Source organism: Bacillus sp. CGMCC 1.16541 (assembly GCF_003184905.1).
Classification (GTDB): Bacteria; Bacillota; Bacilli; order Bacillales; family Bacillaceae_H; genus Priestia.
Genome location: NZ_QFRU01000033.1, coordinates 13,970 through 30,437 on the forward strand (window position 1 = coordinate 13,970; position 16,468 = coordinate 30,437).

The window sequence follows — 16,468 nt, forward strand, 5'->3', positions numbered from 1 at the left end:
ACTACTTTCCTTTCTAATCTTCTTTCATTTTAAAGGAAAAAGAAAAAGTAAGCCAGGTAACCTGACTTACTTCTCATTAAGAACTTAACGCTTGTAATCCCGCTTGATTTAAGAAGTTCCACGGCTTATTAAAGTGTGGTTGGAAGAAGAAATCCACAAAACCGAGTTGATCGACTGTCATGTTGTTTTGAATACAGACAGACAACGTATTAATCGCTTGTGTTACATCGATTTTTGAAATAACCTGTGCACCAACAATTCGTCTTGATTCTTCTTCATAGACTAATTTTAATGTGACTTCTTCATACGTAGGCATGAATTCAGGTCGATTGTTTTCAGAGATTGTGATACTTTTCACATTCATACCGAAAAATGAAGCCGATGTTTCGGTTACACCAGTTGATGCCATATTATAGTCATAAATGTGTAAGCCTGACGTTCCTTGTGTTCCCATGTACTTAATCGTTGGCTGCATCAAGTTTTGAGCGACTAATGTTCCCATTCGAACTGCATTTGTTGCTAATGGAATGTATGCATGTTGACGAGTCGGATTGTAATAAATGGCACAGCTATCTCCTGCAGCAAACACGTCTGTATTACTTGTTCGCATATACTCATCCACAATAATAGCGCCGTTATCTAACATCTCCACTTGTCCTTTTAACAAATCTGTATTAGGTCGGAATCCTACACATAAAATGACTAAATCTGCTTCGTATTCGCCATTTGTTGTAATTACTTTTTCAACTTTTCCATCTGTCCCTTCAAACTTTGTAACCGATTGGTTCATCGCCAATGTGACACCACGGTTTGTTAGCTCTTCTTCGATAATGGATGTAAACTCTGGATCTAAATATTTATTTAAAATTCGATCTGCTCCATCAATAAATGTTACTTCTTTACCATATACTTCAAAAGCCTCTACTAATTCAACCCCAATATACCCCGCGCCAATAACGGCGATTTTCTTTGCTTTTTTCGCTTTTTCAATGATGTTATTGGCATGAGAGAAGTTTTTAGATAAGACAATGTTTTGAAGATCGATGCCTTCTAAGTTTGGCACGATTGGCCATGAACCAGTGGTCATTACTAATTTATCAAAGTAATCTTCAAATTGTTCATTCGTCTCATTGTTTTTCACTGTTATTGTTTTTAAAGTTGTATCAATCGTTAGCACTTCATGTTTCATTTTCATATTGACACCTAAATTTTTTAGTTCTTCTGGTGAAGAGTAAAATAAGCCATTTGCATCTTTTACAACTCCACCAACATAAAGTGCAATCCCACAAGATAAGAATGATACGTTGTCGTTCTTTTCATATACTGTAATCTCAGCTTCCGGATAAAGTGTGGCCATATTTTTAACAGCTGCCGTACCTGCATGTGTGCAACCTACAACTGCAATTTTCATGTAAACATCCTCCTAGGATATTTATTTGTGAAGCTTTTCACATGATATTGTGAAATATTTCACATATTCTTTACAGTTTTTATTATACACACTGTATAAATGGTTAGCAACTACTTTGTGAAATTTTTCACAAAAAAACTTTTTAGCTTAAAAAAGACAAGTTTTCACACCATCCTAACATATAAATGAACAACGATAATCGTTAGGAGGAGATTACGTGAAGTTTGTTGTGATTAAAAGAAAATGGCTTACACTCTTAGCACTAGTCCTTACGGTTGGATGTGTCAGTTGGTATGTATCAGATACTGATGTAGCGCTAACAAACACGCAGCCTAATCAACAAAAACTCGTCATTAACTTAGTAACTGGAGAGTTTTCATCTAAAACAGAGGATGGACAAGAAATTGAATCATATCGCTGGGACCCAGGTACTATTATGATTCCAAAAGGAGAAGAAGTAGCGCTTAGCATTTATGGCGTCAATGGAAAAGAGCACCCCTTTTTCATCGAAGGAACAGATTATAAAGGCGTTGTAAAAAAAGGTGAAGAAACGGTATTACAAGTTACATTCGACAAACCAGGCATTTATCGACTCATTTGTACAACTCATGCTCGAATCGAAGATAACGGTCCAATGATAGCTTACTTAATTGTTGACTAAAAAGTGCCAGGTTTATCTCCCTGGCACTTTGTTATTTATCTGCGTTCAAACCACATTAATCCAATTGTACCTGCACCTACGTGGGTACCAACAACTGGGCTTAGTGGACCCATTTCAATAGTAAAGCTTGGATCAATTTCTAACAAACGACGTTTCCATTCTTCTGCTTTTTCTGAAACTTCACTATGGATGATAGATACACCGTATAATGAATAGGCTTCATACGATTGTTTGAATAGTTCGAAAATGCGATTTTCTGCTTTTTTCATTGTACGGACTTTTTCAAGAGGTACAAGTGCTCCATCTTGAAACTCGAGAATCGGTTTAATTTGGAATAGATTACCTAACAATAAACCTAATCCAGATACTCGACCACCTTTATGCATCTGTTCTAAGCTACCGATTAAATTAAGCCCTCTCACTTCATTCGGCATTTGTTGAAGGCGCGCTACGATTTCTTCTGTAGATACTCCTTCTTCTTCTAGTCGAATACCTTCAAACATCATATATTCTAATGCTTTCGCACCAATTTTTGAATCAATATGCACCATTGGGAAACCTGCCATTTCAGCGGCCATAATTGAGGAATTATATGTTCCACTTACTTGTGACGTCACATGAATTGCAATTCCCATTTCATACTCTTCTTTTAGTTTTTCATAAAGCTCAACAAATTCTCCAACAGCAGGTTGACTTGTTGTTGGCAGTTTATCTGCTTCTTTTAAGCGAGCGTAGAATTCTTCAGTTGTTAAATCAATACCATCTTTGTAAATAGATTCTCCAAAAATTAAAGATAAAGGAACAACGTAAATTCCTTTTTCCTCAGCTAACTGTGGGGGAATACATGACACACTGTCTGTTACCCATGCAATTTTCTTCTTCAATAGTGAACCTCCTAAAACAAACGCTTCATACATTGTAACCGTATTCTCGCTAGATTAATAGAAAAATTTATTGGAAATGTTTATTTTTTTTCGTATTCTGACACATTTCCGGACACATTTTTTCCTTTTTGTGGATTGCCTATCGCTTTTTTATAAGAACAGAAGTTTCTAATTGAACAAGAAGACTTCTGCTCTTTTTCATTTTCTGTTTATTCTTTTTTTCCTTGTAATGCTTGTTTCAATGCATCACCTAAACTTGAACCAAATGCACCATCATCACTATATTTTTTCAGCAATTGTTTTTCTTCTCGCTTTGTCACTTTTTTCTTTTTGTCTTCAGCTTTTTCCACTACTTGACATGGACGACATTGAAAGTATGTTCCTGCCTTACCTGTATGGATTTCCATCTTTTTATGACATTGTGGACAACGACGGTTTGATAGTTTTGGATCTTTGTGTCGTTTATAGTTACACTCTCTATTCGAACAAACTAATATTTTCCCTTGTTTCGTTTTCTTTTCTTTTAGTAGTTCACCACATTCTGGACATTTTGAACCTGTCAAATTGTGTGGTCGATACGTTTTTTCGCTATTTTTCACTTCATGAACTAAATGTTTCGTTTGTTGGCGAATGTTTGCTAAAAAATGATTTGCATTTCCTTTTCCTTTTGCAATGGCTTCTAGCTCTTTTTCCCACTTTGCCGTTAGTTCTGGAGACTTCAATTCATCTGATACAAGATCAATCAGTTGATGTCCTTTTTTAGTTGGATGAAGACGGTTATTTTGTCGATCAATGGATTCGTTTTGTAGAAGCTTCTCAATAATATCCGCTCTTGTTGCAGGTGTTCCTAGACCATGCTTTTCCATTTGTCCAAGCAAATCAGCTTCTGAATAACGTTGTGGTGGCTCTGTAAAACCACTTTTTACGGTTATTTTTTGAACACAAAGAGTACTGCCTTCTTTCATTTGTTCAAGAGATACGTTTTCTTCTGATGCCTCTACTCCGTCTACTGTCTTAAAACCGATTTCTTTTACTTGTTTTCCACTTACAACAAATAGCTCTCCATTTACGTCGAGCTCTATTTTTACGACTTCATACTTATGAACAGGATAGAAAAGTGAAATAAAACGTTTAGCAATAAGGTCGTATAATTTACGCTCATCTGCTGATAATTCTCCTAAATGTACCGGTTCATCAGTTACGATAATTGCATGGTGATCGGATACTTTTTCATTATCCACAACACGTTTTGGTAAGATAGGCTGCTTTCTCAATAACGGTTTCACTTCATCTCTATATACACCTGAAATGCTTTCTAAACGCTCTTTCATCGTACTTACCATATCCGTTGTTAAATATCTTGAATCGGTTCTCGGATACGTGACAAGTTTATGTTGTTCATATAATTTTTGTAGCACGTTTAACGTCTTTTTAGCTGAAAAACCAAATCGTTTATTCGCATCGCGTTGTAATTCATTCAAATCATAAGGAAGCGGTTGAACCTCTACATGTTCTTTACGACGAATTGATTTGACGACAGCTTCTTTTTCATTTGTTTTGGCATGAATAGTCTCTGCTTCTTGTTTAGTAAACAATCGTTTTTCATTTTGACGCTGCCACTGAGCAGTAAATGAACGAAACTCTGCTGATAAGGTCCAGTACTCCACAGGCTTGAAAGTGTTAATCACTTTTTCTCGATCTAAAATCATCGCAAGTGTTGGTGTTTGTACGCGCCCTGCTGACAACGGTTCTTCATACTTAGTTGTAAGTGCTCTCGTCACATTTAAACCGATTAACCAATCAGCTTCAGAGCGACAAACAGCTGAATCATATAAGCGGTTAAATTGCTCACCAGGCTTCAAATTTTTAAAACCATCTTTAATTGCTTTATCCGTTTGAGACGAGATCCATAAGCGCTTAAACGGCTTATTCCAACGTACTTTCTCCATGATCCAGCGAGCAACAAGTTCACCTTCTCGCCCTGCGTCTGTTGCAATAATAAGTTCTTTTATGTCTTTTCGTTTGGCCAAGTCGGAAACGGTGCGAAATTGTGGACTTGTTTTACGAATGACTTTTAATTTCATTTGATCCGGCATAATAGGTAAGTCTTCTATTTTCCACGTTTTATAACGGTTATCATAATCTTCAGGTGTTTGTAATTCAACTAAGTGACCAAGTGCCCATGTCACCACATAATTAGGTCCTTCAATATATCCTTTTTTGGTTTGTGTGCAACCAAGTACACGAGCAATTTCTCTTGCTACGCTTGGCTTTTCTGCTAAAACTAATGATTTCATGTATGTATACCTCCAATTTACTTGTTCCATTATACAGGAAACAAAGCAATTTGTAATAATCATCCCTTTTTCAACATAAAAAAACAGACCTATGCATAGCGCACAAGCCTGTTTATCCTCTTTTCATTACGTGAAATATTCAATTTTAGCACTTGGAAAATAATAATCAATGTAATCTTCTAGTGTTTCACGTAATTCCTGCTCTTCATCTTTACTATAAACATACTTTCCGATTCCATAACGCCCCCACTTATAGCGACGTTCCTCTTCGTTCATTTCAAGCTTTGTTTTTGGGTAGTTCTTTTCAATGACTCGCTTTGCTGGTTTGGTAAAACGGTGCTGAATCATTTCGAATGTAATATCATCCCTTGCACTTTTAGGAATGGAATCATTCAGCTTCTCGAACATTTCACGATAACCATCTTGCCAGCCTTCATGAATATAAATAGGCGCGATAATAAATCCTAACGGATAGCCTGCTTTTGATACTTTCTTCGCTGCTTCAATCCGGTAATCAAGCGGTGATGTTCCTGGCTCAAAATATTTAATGACATAATCAGCATTAATACTAAAGCGGAAACGGGTACGTCCATTATGATTCGCATCTAACAAATGATCAACGTGATGGAATTTTGTCACAAAGCGTAATTGCCCTAAATCACTTTGTCCAAAATATTCAATTGCTCGTTTTAACGTATGTGTGAGATGATCAATTCCCACGATATCAGATGTACATGCCGCTTCAAATCGTGTAATCTGTGGCGCACGTTCTTGCATATATGTTTCCGCTTGATTCAATATTTCTTCTACATTCACATACGTACGAATGTAAGGTTTGCTGCCCATTGTTGTTTGCAAATAACAATAATGGCAATGACCCATACAGCCTGTCGCAAAAGGAATTGCATACTCAGCTGATGGTTTTGAAGTATCAAATTTTAACGTTTTACGTACACCAACAACTAATGTTGATTTCGCATTTCGATATTTTTGTAGGTCATTTTTACCTGGGATATTACGAACTTGGTTATGAGACGTTGTTTCACGGATCTCTAAACCCATTTTTTCAAACTTCTCTTTAAGTTCTACTCCTAATGGATATTCTAAAGCTCTTGGTTCAATATAAACTAATTGAGGTACAAATGGTTTAATCATGTTATCCACATCCTTTACTCATTGACACATTTGTACCGATAGTTTTCGGCACCCTTAATCATTATATAGCTGAGAGATATTACCTTTTATTAGTCGTACTGCTCATAGTCAAAAATTTTATTATACATCTGTTCTGCTTCTTCATATGTTGGATATACGGCATCATCTTCTGCTAGCAAGTGATAAGATTCATGTAAAAATAACGCTACATCTCCTGGCTGCTCAGGATGCTCGACAATCTCTGCTTCTGTAATATTAGCTACATTTGCAGTATGAGGATTGCGATAAATAACAAAGACTTGATCGCCAACTTGATACTCTCTTTTTGACATGTGGACCATTCCTTTCCTATCATTGTTTATTCGTAGCTTTTCCGTTGCACCAATTTTTTTACATAACAAAATGTGTTAATTTAAAAGAAATAGCCAAGCTCAAACAGTCGCTCGTTTTATGAGTCGAGTGGCAATTTCAATATGTTTGAGTTTACGTTTATGTAAAAAGAGCTCAAACAATTCATTCCCCATTTTCTTTAATGGTAACTCAATGGTTGTTAGTTGTAATACTTGCGAAATAGGTTGGTTGTCAAATCCGATGAGCGCTAAGTCCCCTGGTATTTTTATACCTAGTTGTTGACATTGCAGCATCATCCCAGCAGCTACTTGATCATTTGTCACTAATAAAGCAGTAGGACGACTTGTAAGACTTCTCCACTTCCTTGCTACACGTTCACCATCTTCTAGCAATAAGCAATGATGAAATATCCACTCTTCACGAATCGGTTCACCTAGTTCATTCATTATACGTGTATATGCTTTATGTCGTTGATAACTATTAACACCTGTTCGTCTGCCGATGCAGTACCCAATATGACGATGGCCCTGTTCAATTAAATGCCGTAACACTTTTTCAAATGCAGAATAGTGATCGATAAAGACAGATGAGATCTCGGTTTTCCTTGCATCTTCACAAACAACGATAGGACCATACGCTTATCTTCTTTTACATATGGATGATGATTAAGTACACGAGAAACCGTGGCAACAGATACACCTGCTTTCCTTGCAATATCGCGAATGTTCCCCATTTAAAACACCTCATGTTTACTATTGATTTTTTCTTGCTCTGAAATGCGTTTCATACATTATATTCTCACTAAGCAATGAAAAACGTAACTAGGAGTGAAAAGATATGATGAACATTTTAACTGGATTAGGCATATTAATTGGTCTTTGCTTTATTGTTGTAATAGGTGCATATATCGCATTAAAGCTACAAAAATGATGCAGATGCACAAATAGAGCTGTTTCAAACGAAGTTCGATTAACTCCGTCCGAAACAGCTCTTTACCTCTTCAATAATTGATTCACCCTTTGTTTTTTCCTCATCTAACCACTGCCACTTTTCATGTAATTGAATACGACCATCCTCTAAATAGGTAGGGGTAGACGAACATACACCTCCTCTAATTTCATGATCTCTGTTTACATGATTATAGCGAAAATGTAAATTCCCCGCTAAATCGACAGTTCCAATTAAAAACCCTTTTATAATTTCGCCACCACTATATGTAGCATGCACAATGTTTTTTTCTTGTTGATAATAAAAAATCGTGTCAGATGAAACCTCTCCATTTTCTGTATTTGTAATAGAGGTGAAAATTCGTTTATGATAATTAATCATGAAATCCATCCTTTTTGAAAATTATAACATTTATTTTCCTGTTATTTCTCGTTCTTGTAGAAATGTTTCAAGGAAATTTTCTTTAAACAACTCATAATCAAACTCTAATACAACCGTGTGGATATTATAATCGTCTAGTGGCTTCGGTCGATAATCAGCAAAACTTTGACCAAATGCCAATCCTTTTGAAACCACAATATTTAATGGCAGTTGAGACGTCGTAAAGTCTTGTGGACGAATTAAGTAATCTAAAGTTAGTACGTCATGCAATGGACTTCCTAAGATACCTGGGTAGTTAGATGAATAGAAGTTATAATAGTAATCCAACATTGGCTTAATCATCAGCCCGATCGGATCGTTCGTCTGCTGATGAAATTTATCAATCTGCTCAACCATTTCAGGAGTAACTAAAGCACTTTGTGTCACGTTTAGTGGAATGATGGTGAGTCTTTTCGCATGACGAATCACAATGTTAGCTGCATAAGGATCACCATGAAAATTGGCTTCTGCTAATGGTGTGACATTACCGGGATAAAAAAAAGCTCCTCCCATCACAATAATTTCTTTGAACAAACACATTTCTTCTAATTGCCAAATGAAGATTGAAGCTAAAGAGGATAACCGTCCAAGTGTCACGATTGTAATGTCTGCTATATCAGGTTTAATAATTGTTACTAAGTCTTCTATATAATTAATAGGAAATTTCACGTCAGGTGGGATGTCTGGAATAATAGGACCCAACCCTTCAGGCCCATGAACATCAGGAAAATATTGAGGTTCAATTCCTGTTAGTGGAATGGATGCACCTGCAAATACAGGAATATCCATCCGTTCCGACATATATTTTAAATAATTGATATTACGAAGCACTTTTTCTCTCGATACATTTCCATAATCAGCTACAATTCCTACAACCTCAATTTCTTTTCGGAACCATATATAAAAAAGGGCAATTGAATCATCAATCCCAAAGTCCCCAAATAGAAGCACCTTCTTTTTCTTCATCGACGTTCTCCCCCTCTTCTTTCTCTATTCGTAAAAACATATGAATACAAATGAATGTTTATGTGAAATAGAAAAAAGGTGTCCGATTCACTCGAACACCTTTTGATTACTTACTATAACCTTCATTCATGTTTCTTGTATGTTGCTTTTGCGTGTTAAACTTTGGAAAGTTAATAAAAATGGCAATGGTCCCAAATACAGCAATTAAAATTGGATAAAATGCATATGGGATAATGTTTATTGGTGAGATACCTGCAAATTCTGCTGCAATTAACATTTGAGCACCATATGGGATAAGTCCTTGTACACTACAAGAGAAAATATCAAGTAAACTTGCTGATTTACGATTATCAATGTTGTACTCATCTGCAATGTTCTTCGCAAGTGGACCTGTTGTAATAATTGAAATGGTATTGTTTGCTGTGGATAAATTTGTTGCACTTACTAATCCCGCAATACCAAACTCCGCACCTTTTTTTGTTGTAATATTTTTCGTCATTGCATGTAAAATGAAGTGAATACCACCATTGTGCTTAATAATCTCAACCATTCCACCAATTAAAATTGACAGGATAACAAGCTCTGACATGCCGCTAATTCCGTCTGTTATCGCTTTTGTGAACGTAGCTAACGTATAACTACCATCTACTAAACCAATCACACCTGCAAATAGAATCCCTCCAGCTAAGACTGCAAGGACATTCACGCCTGCTAGAGCGGCTACTAATACCCCAACATAAGGTAAAATCTTCACCCAATTAAAACTTTCTGGTGTAATCGTACTTTGGTTACCTAATGTTAAAACAACTAATAAAACCGCTGTAATAATAGCTGCTGGTAATACGATAAAGAAATTCACTTTAAATTTATCTCTCATATCTGTTTTTTGTGTACGCACTGCAGCAATCGTTGTGTCTGAAATAATGGACAAGTTGTCTCCGAACATGGCGCCACCTATGACTGCTGCCATGGCTAATGCAATTGAAATGTCCGTTTCACCGCTAATCCCTACCGCAATTGGAGCTAAAGCAGCGATTGTTCCTGTAGATGTTCCCATTGATAATGAAATGAAGGCACCAATAATGAACAAACCAACAACTAAAAAGCTTTGTGGCAACACAGATAAAGCTAAATTAACAGTCGAATCTACAGCACCCATTCCTTTTGCTGTTTCTGAAAAAGCACCTGCTAAAATAAAAATGATAACCATAATAATAATGTCAGGATGTCCCGCTCCCTTTGCAAAGCGTTCGACCTTTGTCATTAAGGGGTCTTTTCGGTTCATCGTTAGCGCAACGGCTACTGCAACAAGAACCGCTACTAATACAGGCATTTTATAAAAATCCCCTGTGATGATACCTGATCCTACAAATAATCCTAAAAATACTACCAAAGGCAACAAAGCCCATCCGTTTCCTCTGATTTTTTCCAACCATAACACCTCACTTAAAAACTATCATGTTATGAAAAAGACCTCTTCCTATAAACAAGAAGAGGTCTCATATACATGTATAAGAAACGCCCTTCTCATCTTCCAAGCTTTACGCCTGCTGGATTTGGCACAGCATTCAAATGAATCAGTTGCCGAGACATCATCGGGCCAGTCCCTCCGCCTCTCTCGATAAGAAGATTAAATTTTTTCACAAACAGTCTTTCACTACTGTAAGATGTTTGTCGTAAAATGTCAAATAGGAATTTTCAGACTGTCATATCTCTCTTTGTAAATGTCCACCATGATGCTACTAAAAATAAAACCATGTAGACAGCGGTAACAAAAATAGAAAAAGAAGCGGTCATTCCTTCAAATAAAGGTTCGCTACCTCCAATATATTGCCCAAAGTCAGTATTTGCATATAATAAATACTTCCCCCAACTAACTTTCAAAGTAGAGAGCAACTGAACAAACCCTTCTCCAGCTAACGTTAACAAAACAGACAGTCCAACCGCTAACGAGCTGTTACGAAATACCGTCGAAATAGAAAATGCGAATGTTGTTGCTACAATTGTTTCAACATAGCTCAGTCCATAACCAATCAAAGTGCTTTTAATCAAGGCTGCATCATCTTTTATGTACTCAAATCCAAATAAAAGAGCTCCCAGTAACATAGAAGAAACAAAAAAGACAAAAAATAAATACAAGCTAACTAACAAAACAGTCACATATTTTGACAGTAACACTTTTGAACGCTTCGCAGGACGAATAAGTAGAAATTTTATTGTTCCCCAATCAAATTCATTCGCAACAATTCCACTTGCAATCGCAATCGCAAAAAATGGCAATATCGATAAAAAACCAGTTGTAAACGACAAATAGCTAATGATATTTTCATTTACACCTGCTCCATCTACCATTCTTTTCGTAATAAGCGATAAAGTAATGGATAAAACAAGTAGCCCACCAAACAATACTTTGTTACTTTTTTTATAAATGATCTTCATATGTTCATTTATGATTAAGCTTCTCATGAATGAACACCTCCGGTCACTTCTAAAAATTCATCTTCTAAAGACTTATAAAGAGGTTGCATACGATAGATTTGAATCCCTTTTCCAACAAGAGTTGCATTTATAATGGGGATTTGTTGCTTTGTTAGTTCAATTTTAAAAGTCGTGTCGTTTAGAATATTAGCTTGCTCGTTTGATAGAACTAGAATTGCTTTTGCTGCATCATCCACTTCAAAAAGAACATGCCGCAACGCTTCATCTTGCTTTGTAATCGCTCTAACAGCTACTACTTCTCCATATTGAATAATAGCTACACGGTCACAGAGCTCCTCTATTTCTTTTAATAGGTGACTAGCAATGACAATCGATACGTTTTCCTCCTTACATAATTTACGTAAATAAACACGCAATTCCTTCATGCCAGATGGATCCAATCCGTTTGTGGGTTCATCTAAAATTAACAATTTCGGCTTATGTAAAATGGCTTGAGCAATCCCTAAACGTTGTCTCATTCCTAAAGAATATGTACCGACTCGGTTATGAATACTTTCTTCTAAGTTAACTAAGCGAATAACTTCGTCAATACGTTCAGGGGTGACACCTTCAACCATATTTGCGAAATGAACTAAATTCTGATACCCTGTTAAATACTCATAAAACTCTGGATTTTCGACTATTGCTCCTACTTGCATCATTGCTTGTTCAAATGATTTCGCCACATCATAGTGACCGATAAAAATCCGACCTGATGTTTTCTTTACAAGACCTAAGATTGCACGAATTAATGTTGTCTTTCCAGATCCATTTGGTCCTAGTAAGCCAAATATTTCTCCTTCTTTCACCTCAAATGATACATCGAATAAAAGGTCTTGTTTTCCAATTCGTTTATATACATGTTCAACCCGTAATATTGATTGATTTATCATCATATATCCCTTTCTTTAAAGCTAGTACTATGAACATTATTCTACTTTGTTATTTTAAGGTATTCTCTTTCATCAGGCAATGAACTACTTAGAAGGGAATGAGATTCACCTGTCGAAACAAGTTAGAGGATTCATTAGTTGCTTTTTGTGGTAAACATAATGAGTAAACTATTATCATTGTACAGAGGAGGAATTTTAATGAACTTAACTGTTTATCTGGCTGGTCAAATTCATGACAATTGGCGAGAAGAATTGAAAAGTATGGCGCAAGAAAAAAGATTACCACTTACATTTGTAGGACCTATGGAAGACCATGATCGTTCAGACACTATTGGAGAAAAAATTGTAGGGAAGCAACCCAATGCCATTTTAAAAGATGAGATGGCGTCACGTATAAATAACCTACGCACAGAGATATTAATGAAAAAAGCAGATGTGGTCATTGCACGATTTGGTGAAAAATATAAACAATGGAATACTGCGATGGACGCTTCTGCAGCAATTACGCTGAATAAACCTCTGATTTTGGTGCGCCCTGAATCTCTTCATCACCCATTAAAAGAGTTATCAAACAAAGCACAAGTCACAGTTGAAACAACCGAGCAAGCGCTTCAAGTTCTTTCTTACATATTTGAATAAACTTAAAATCCCTTTCCATAAAATATCCGCTAAAAACGGAAATAATGGCAAGGGATTTCTTTTATAACTTGTCCTACTGTTCTTCACTTTCATACGTAAAGCCAATTGCTCTTAGTGCTTGTTTTAAAGTTGAGTACGTTCGCACACCGCTAAAGTCAATTCCTAAATTGACAATGGTTTGAGCAATTTCCGGAGTAATTCCACTGATTTTTGCTTTTACTCCAATTAATGTGAGAGCCTCAATAATTTGAAATAATTTTTGAGCAACAAACGTATCAATAATCGGTACACCTGATAAGTCAAGAACAAAATGGGTTAGCTGTAGTGAAACACTACTATCAAGCGCTTGTTCCATAATTAACTTCGCACGATACGTATCGATAGTCCCCACAATCGGCAATACAGCTACACCTTCTGCTATCGGTACAACTGGAACAGATAATTCGAGTAGCGCTTCTTTTGATGTTTTCAATTGTTCACTATGAAATTCAACGAAAGGTAAACTAAAATAATACACAACATCATTAACGGTTTGATCTAAAATTGAAATAACCTCATACAGTTCATCTAAAGATAGATTTGCTTTTTCGGCTTCCTCTTTGATCACACTTCCAATAAAATGACGATAATGAGGAACTTCATCTAGCATCGAATCAAGTGTTGTACCCATGACCGCACACTCACGACCTGTTTTTCTCCCCCACTCCTCTAATCGCTTTTTTCGTTCTTTTTCTTCCATCGCTAGCGATTCTCCGTATAATTGCACAAGCTCAACACGCAAAGGAAGTAATTCATTCGAGATCGGTAATAATTGATCGGGATACCGCTTATTTTGCTCATCTGTTACAAAATGAGCTAACTGATATTTTGCTTTAACAATTTTTTCACTCATTAACCTCAAATGTTCCATCATCATTTCTTTCTCCAATACCTTTTTATTTTAAAACGAATTTTGATCAACAAGTCATTGTATCTTTCATTATTTTAATCTTTTCTATTAAGAAAAGTATATTCCCAATGTGCTATCACTTCCCTTAAATGGTTAGGATGAAACAAGAAGAGAAACATGCAGCAGACACAATCATTTGACTTTTCGTTTTAAAAATCGGTACACTTTATGTTTGAATTTGCTTATTAATTCACAATATCCATGTCGCTCTTGACTGCAAATAATGATATAATTTCTTAGGATCTTAAATTTGGAGGAATAAAATTACATGATTACAGTAACAAATGTTAGTTTACGATATGGTGATCGAAAACTTTTTGAAGATGTCAACATTAAATTCACACCAGGAAATTGCTACGGATTAATCGGGGCAAACGGGGCTGGGAAATCAACATTCTTAAAAATTTTATCAGGTGAAATTGAAGCACAATCAGGCGATGTACATTTAGGGCCTGGTGAACGTCTTGCTGTCTTAAAACAGAACCACTTTGAGTACGAAGAACATGAAGTATTAAAAGTAGTTATGATGGGGCATGCTCGTCTTTATCAAGTGATGCAAGAAAAAGATGCGATTTACATGAAAGCTGATTTTACAGATGAAGACGGAATGAAAGCGGCAGAACTTGAAGGTGAGTTCGCTGAACTAAACGGTTGGGAAGCTGAGTCAGAAGCAGCGATCCTTTTAAAAGGTTTAGGAATTGCTGAAGATCTACACACAAAGAAAATGGCTGATTTAACGGGCGGAGACAAAGTTAAAGTACTTTTAGCGCAAGCATTATTTGGTAAGCCAGATGTTCTTTTACTAGATGAGCCTACTAACCACTTAGACATCAAAGCAATTCAATGGTTAGAAGAGTTTTTAATTAACTTTGAAAACACAGTGATCGTTGTATCCCATGACCGTCACTTCTTGAACAAAGTTTGTACACACATTGCGGACTTAGACTTTGGAAAAATCCAAATTTATGTTGGGAACTATGACTTCTGGTATGAATCAAGTCAATTGGCTCTTCGTATGGCTCAAGATGCAAATAAGAAAAAAGAAGAAAAGATTAAAGAGCTTCAAAACTTTATCGCTCGATTCAGTGCGAATGCTTCGAAATCTAAACAAGCAACATCTCGTAAAAAGTTGTTAGATAAAATTTCTCTTGATGACATTCGTCCATCTTCTCGTCGTTATCCATACGTAAACTTTACGCCAGAGCGTGAAATTGGAAATGACTTATTACGTGTTGAAAATTTAACGAAAACAATTGATGGTGTAAAAGTTCTTGATAACGTAAGTTTCATCATGAACAAAGATGACAAGATTGCTCTTGTAGGACGTGATGAAATTGCTCACACAACATTATTTAAAATCTTATCTGGTGAAATGGAGCCAGATAGCGGTTCATACAAATGGGGTGTGACAACTTCTCAAGCTCACTTCCCTAAAGATAACTCGGAGTACTTTGAAGGTTGCGATTTAAACCTTGTTGATTGGTTACGTCAATACTCACCAAATGACCAAAGCGAGAGCTTCTTACGTGGTTTCCTAGGAAGAATGCTATTCTCTGGTGAAGAAGTATTGAAAAAAGCAAGTGTACTATCAGGAGGAGAAAAAGTACGCTGCATGCTATCAAAAATGATGCTAAGCGGTGCGAATGTTTTACTTCTTGATGAGCCAACGAACCACCTTGATTTAGAGTCAATTACAGCTTTAAATAATGGTTTAACAAGCTATAAAGGTTCTATGGTCTTCACGTCTCATGACCATCAGTTCGTTCAAACGATTGCAAATCGTATTATTGAAATTACACCAAATGGCGTAATTGATAAACAATTAACGTATGATGAGTACCTAGAGAATAGCGACCTACAAAAACAAGTAGCTGAGATGTATAAATAATGAAGCAAAGAAGGTAACCACTCTGGTTGCCTTTTTTTATTCACAAAGGATAAAAAGCTTAAATGTTGAATAGAATGACTAGCAAGATGACAAATTATGAACATTTCCGCACTAATTTGTGAACAAATTGTGAAAAAATTATAGACAAAATTGTCAAAAAAATTTATAATAATGTTAAATAAAGTTAATCAAACCAGTTCTTTCATTAAGGAGGATCATCACATGAGTTTAGTTGGTGGATTAGTATACGTCGGAATTATTTTTATCTTTTTACTTACAATTGTAACCGCTTTCTTAAAAGCGGCATATCCTACTCGTCGATATGAATATAAAATTGCATTAGGGCTGTTTGGCCTTAGTTTAATCTTAATTGGAATCAACTTTATCGTAACTGGCGGCGTTGAACAGTTAGCTCTTACATTTGTAGGTATTATGATTATTGTAGGAACAACAGTCGTAACAGCTTTAAATCTTTTCTTAAAACGAATTGCTTCTTAATAAAAAAGAGACAACACCTTACTGTTAGAG

General features: G+C 36.0%; 17 protein-coding genes and 1 riboswitch. Of the genes, 4 read left to right on the forward strand and 13 right to left on the reverse strand.

The genetic code is table 11. The annotated features are described in order from the left end of the window. Positions 1-76: 76 nt before the first annotated feature. A complete protein-coding gene (locus DIS06_RS18715; RefSeq protein ID WP_110114760.1) occupies positions 77-1,411 on the reverse strand; it encodes an FAD-dependent oxidoreductase in 1,335 nt (444 codons plus the stop codon). 217 nt (positions 1,412-1,628) lie between these two features. Between DIS06_RS18715 and DIS06_RS18720 the strand changes: the two genes are divergently transcribed. Next, positions 1,629-2,072, forward strand: coding sequence for a cupredoxin domain-containing protein (locus tag DIS06_RS18720; RefSeq protein WP_110114761.1), 444 nt, complete (start codon positions 1,629-1,631; stop codon positions 2,070-2,072). Positions 2,073-2,107: 35 nt separating this feature from the next. Here DIS06_RS18720 and DIS06_RS18725 read toward each other — a convergent pair whose 3' ends face one another. From DIS06_RS18725 to DIS06_RS18770, 11 genes are all read right to left on the reverse strand, one after another. Continuing rightward, positions 2,108-2,956 carry a DegV family protein gene (locus tag DIS06_RS18725; protein ID WP_162596029.1) on the reverse strand — a complete coding sequence of 283 codons (849 nt, stop codon included), beginning with the start codon at positions 2,954-2,956 and terminating at the stop codon, positions 2,108-2,110. A 209-nt stretch (positions 2,957-3,165) separates the two neighbouring features. Then, positions 3,166-5,253, reverse strand: coding sequence for a DNA topoisomerase III (locus DIS06_RS18730; RefSeq protein ID WP_110114763.1), 2,088 nt, complete (start codon positions 5,251-5,253; stop codon positions 3,166-3,168). A gap of 126 nt (positions 5,254-5,379) precedes the next feature. Next, positions 5,380-6,408, reverse strand: a complete 1,029-nt coding sequence (splB, locus tag DIS06_RS18735) for a spore photoproduct lyase (RefSeq protein ID WP_110114764.1) — start codon at positions 6,406-6,408, stop codon at positions 5,380-5,382. An 89-nt stretch (positions 6,409-6,497) separates the two neighbouring features. Further along, complete coding sequence (locus tag DIS06_RS18740) at positions 6,498-6,740, reverse strand: transcriptional regulator SplA domain-containing protein (protein ID WP_110114765.1); 243 nt, start codon at positions 6,738-6,740, stop codon at positions 6,498-6,500. Between the two features lie 99 nt (positions 6,741-6,839). Then, positions 6,840-7,385 (reverse strand): substrate-binding domain-containing protein, encoded by a 546-nt coding sequence (locus tag DIS06_RS18745; RefSeq protein WP_343287512.1) that lies wholly within the window; start codon positions 7,383-7,385, stop codon positions 6,840-6,842. Next, positions 7,295-7,492 (reverse strand): LacI family DNA-binding transcriptional regulator, encoded by a 198-nt coding sequence (locus DIS06_RS21020; protein ID WP_481746889.1) that lies wholly within the window; start codon positions 7,490-7,492, stop codon positions 7,295-7,297. Before DIS06_RS21020 ends, DIS06_RS18745 begins: the two co-directional genes overlap by 91 nt. Positions 7,493-7,728: 236 nt before the next feature. Further along, positions 7,729-8,088, reverse strand: a complete 360-nt coding sequence (locus DIS06_RS18750) for an avidin-fold protein (protein WP_204166827.1) — start codon at positions 8,086-8,088, stop codon at positions 7,729-7,731. Positions 8,089-8,118: 30 nt separating this feature from the next. Further along, on the reverse strand, positions 8,119-9,093 hold the full coding sequence (locus DIS06_RS18755) for a nucleoside hydrolase (protein ID WP_110114766.1): 975 nt from the start codon (positions 9,091-9,093) through the stop codon (positions 8,119-8,121). Between the two features lie 106 nt (positions 9,094-9,199). Next, positions 9,200-10,525 (reverse strand): Na+/H+ antiporter NhaC family protein, encoded by a 1,326-nt coding sequence (locus DIS06_RS18760; protein ID WP_110114767.1) that lies wholly within the window; start codon positions 10,523-10,525, stop codon positions 9,200-9,202. A gap of 92 nt (positions 10,526-10,617) precedes the next feature. After that, a riboswitch (SAM riboswitch) is annotated at positions 10,618-10,721 on the reverse strand. Between the two features lie 70 nt (positions 10,722-10,791). Beyond that, positions 10,792-11,559, reverse strand: a complete 768-nt coding sequence (locus DIS06_RS18765) for an ABC transporter permease (RefSeq protein WP_110114768.1) — start codon at positions 11,557-11,559, stop codon at positions 10,792-10,794. Then, a complete protein-coding gene (locus DIS06_RS18770) occupies positions 11,556-12,464 on the reverse strand; it encodes an ABC transporter ATP-binding protein (RefSeq protein ID WP_204166828.1) in 909 nt (302 codons plus the stop codon). Before DIS06_RS18770 ends, DIS06_RS18765 begins: the two co-directional genes overlap by 4 nt. Before the next feature lie 198 nt (positions 12,465-12,662). Here DIS06_RS18770 and DIS06_RS18775 point away from each other — a divergent pair, with 198 nt between their 5' ends. Further along, the gene (locus DIS06_RS18775) at positions 12,663-13,103 is read left to right on the forward strand and encodes a YtoQ family protein (protein WP_110114769.1); all 441 of its coding nucleotides are present in this window, start codon (positions 12,663-12,665) and stop codon (positions 13,101-13,103) included. A 73-nt stretch (positions 13,104-13,176) separates the two neighbouring features. Here DIS06_RS18775 and DIS06_RS18780 read toward each other — a convergent pair whose 3' ends face one another. Next, complete coding sequence (locus DIS06_RS18780) at positions 13,177-14,016, reverse strand: STAS domain-containing protein (protein ID WP_162596030.1); 840 nt, start codon at positions 14,014-14,016, stop codon at positions 13,177-13,179. 304 nt (positions 14,017-14,320) lie between these two features. On the opposite strand from DIS06_RS18780, the gene DIS06_RS18785 reads away from it, so the two are divergent. Together DIS06_RS18785 and DIS06_RS18790 are read left to right on the forward strand one after the other, a co-directional pair. Next, complete coding sequence (locus DIS06_RS18785) at positions 14,321-15,940, forward strand: ABC-F family ATP-binding cassette domain-containing protein (RefSeq protein ID WP_110114771.1); 1,620 nt, start codon at positions 14,321-14,323, stop codon at positions 15,938-15,940. Positions 15,941-16,162: 222 nt separating this feature from the next. Next, positions 16,163-16,438 (forward strand): hypothetical protein, encoded by a 276-nt coding sequence (locus DIS06_RS18790; RefSeq protein ID WP_110114772.1) that lies wholly within the window; start codon positions 16,163-16,165, stop codon positions 16,436-16,438. Positions 16,439-16,468: the final 30 nt, after the last annotated feature.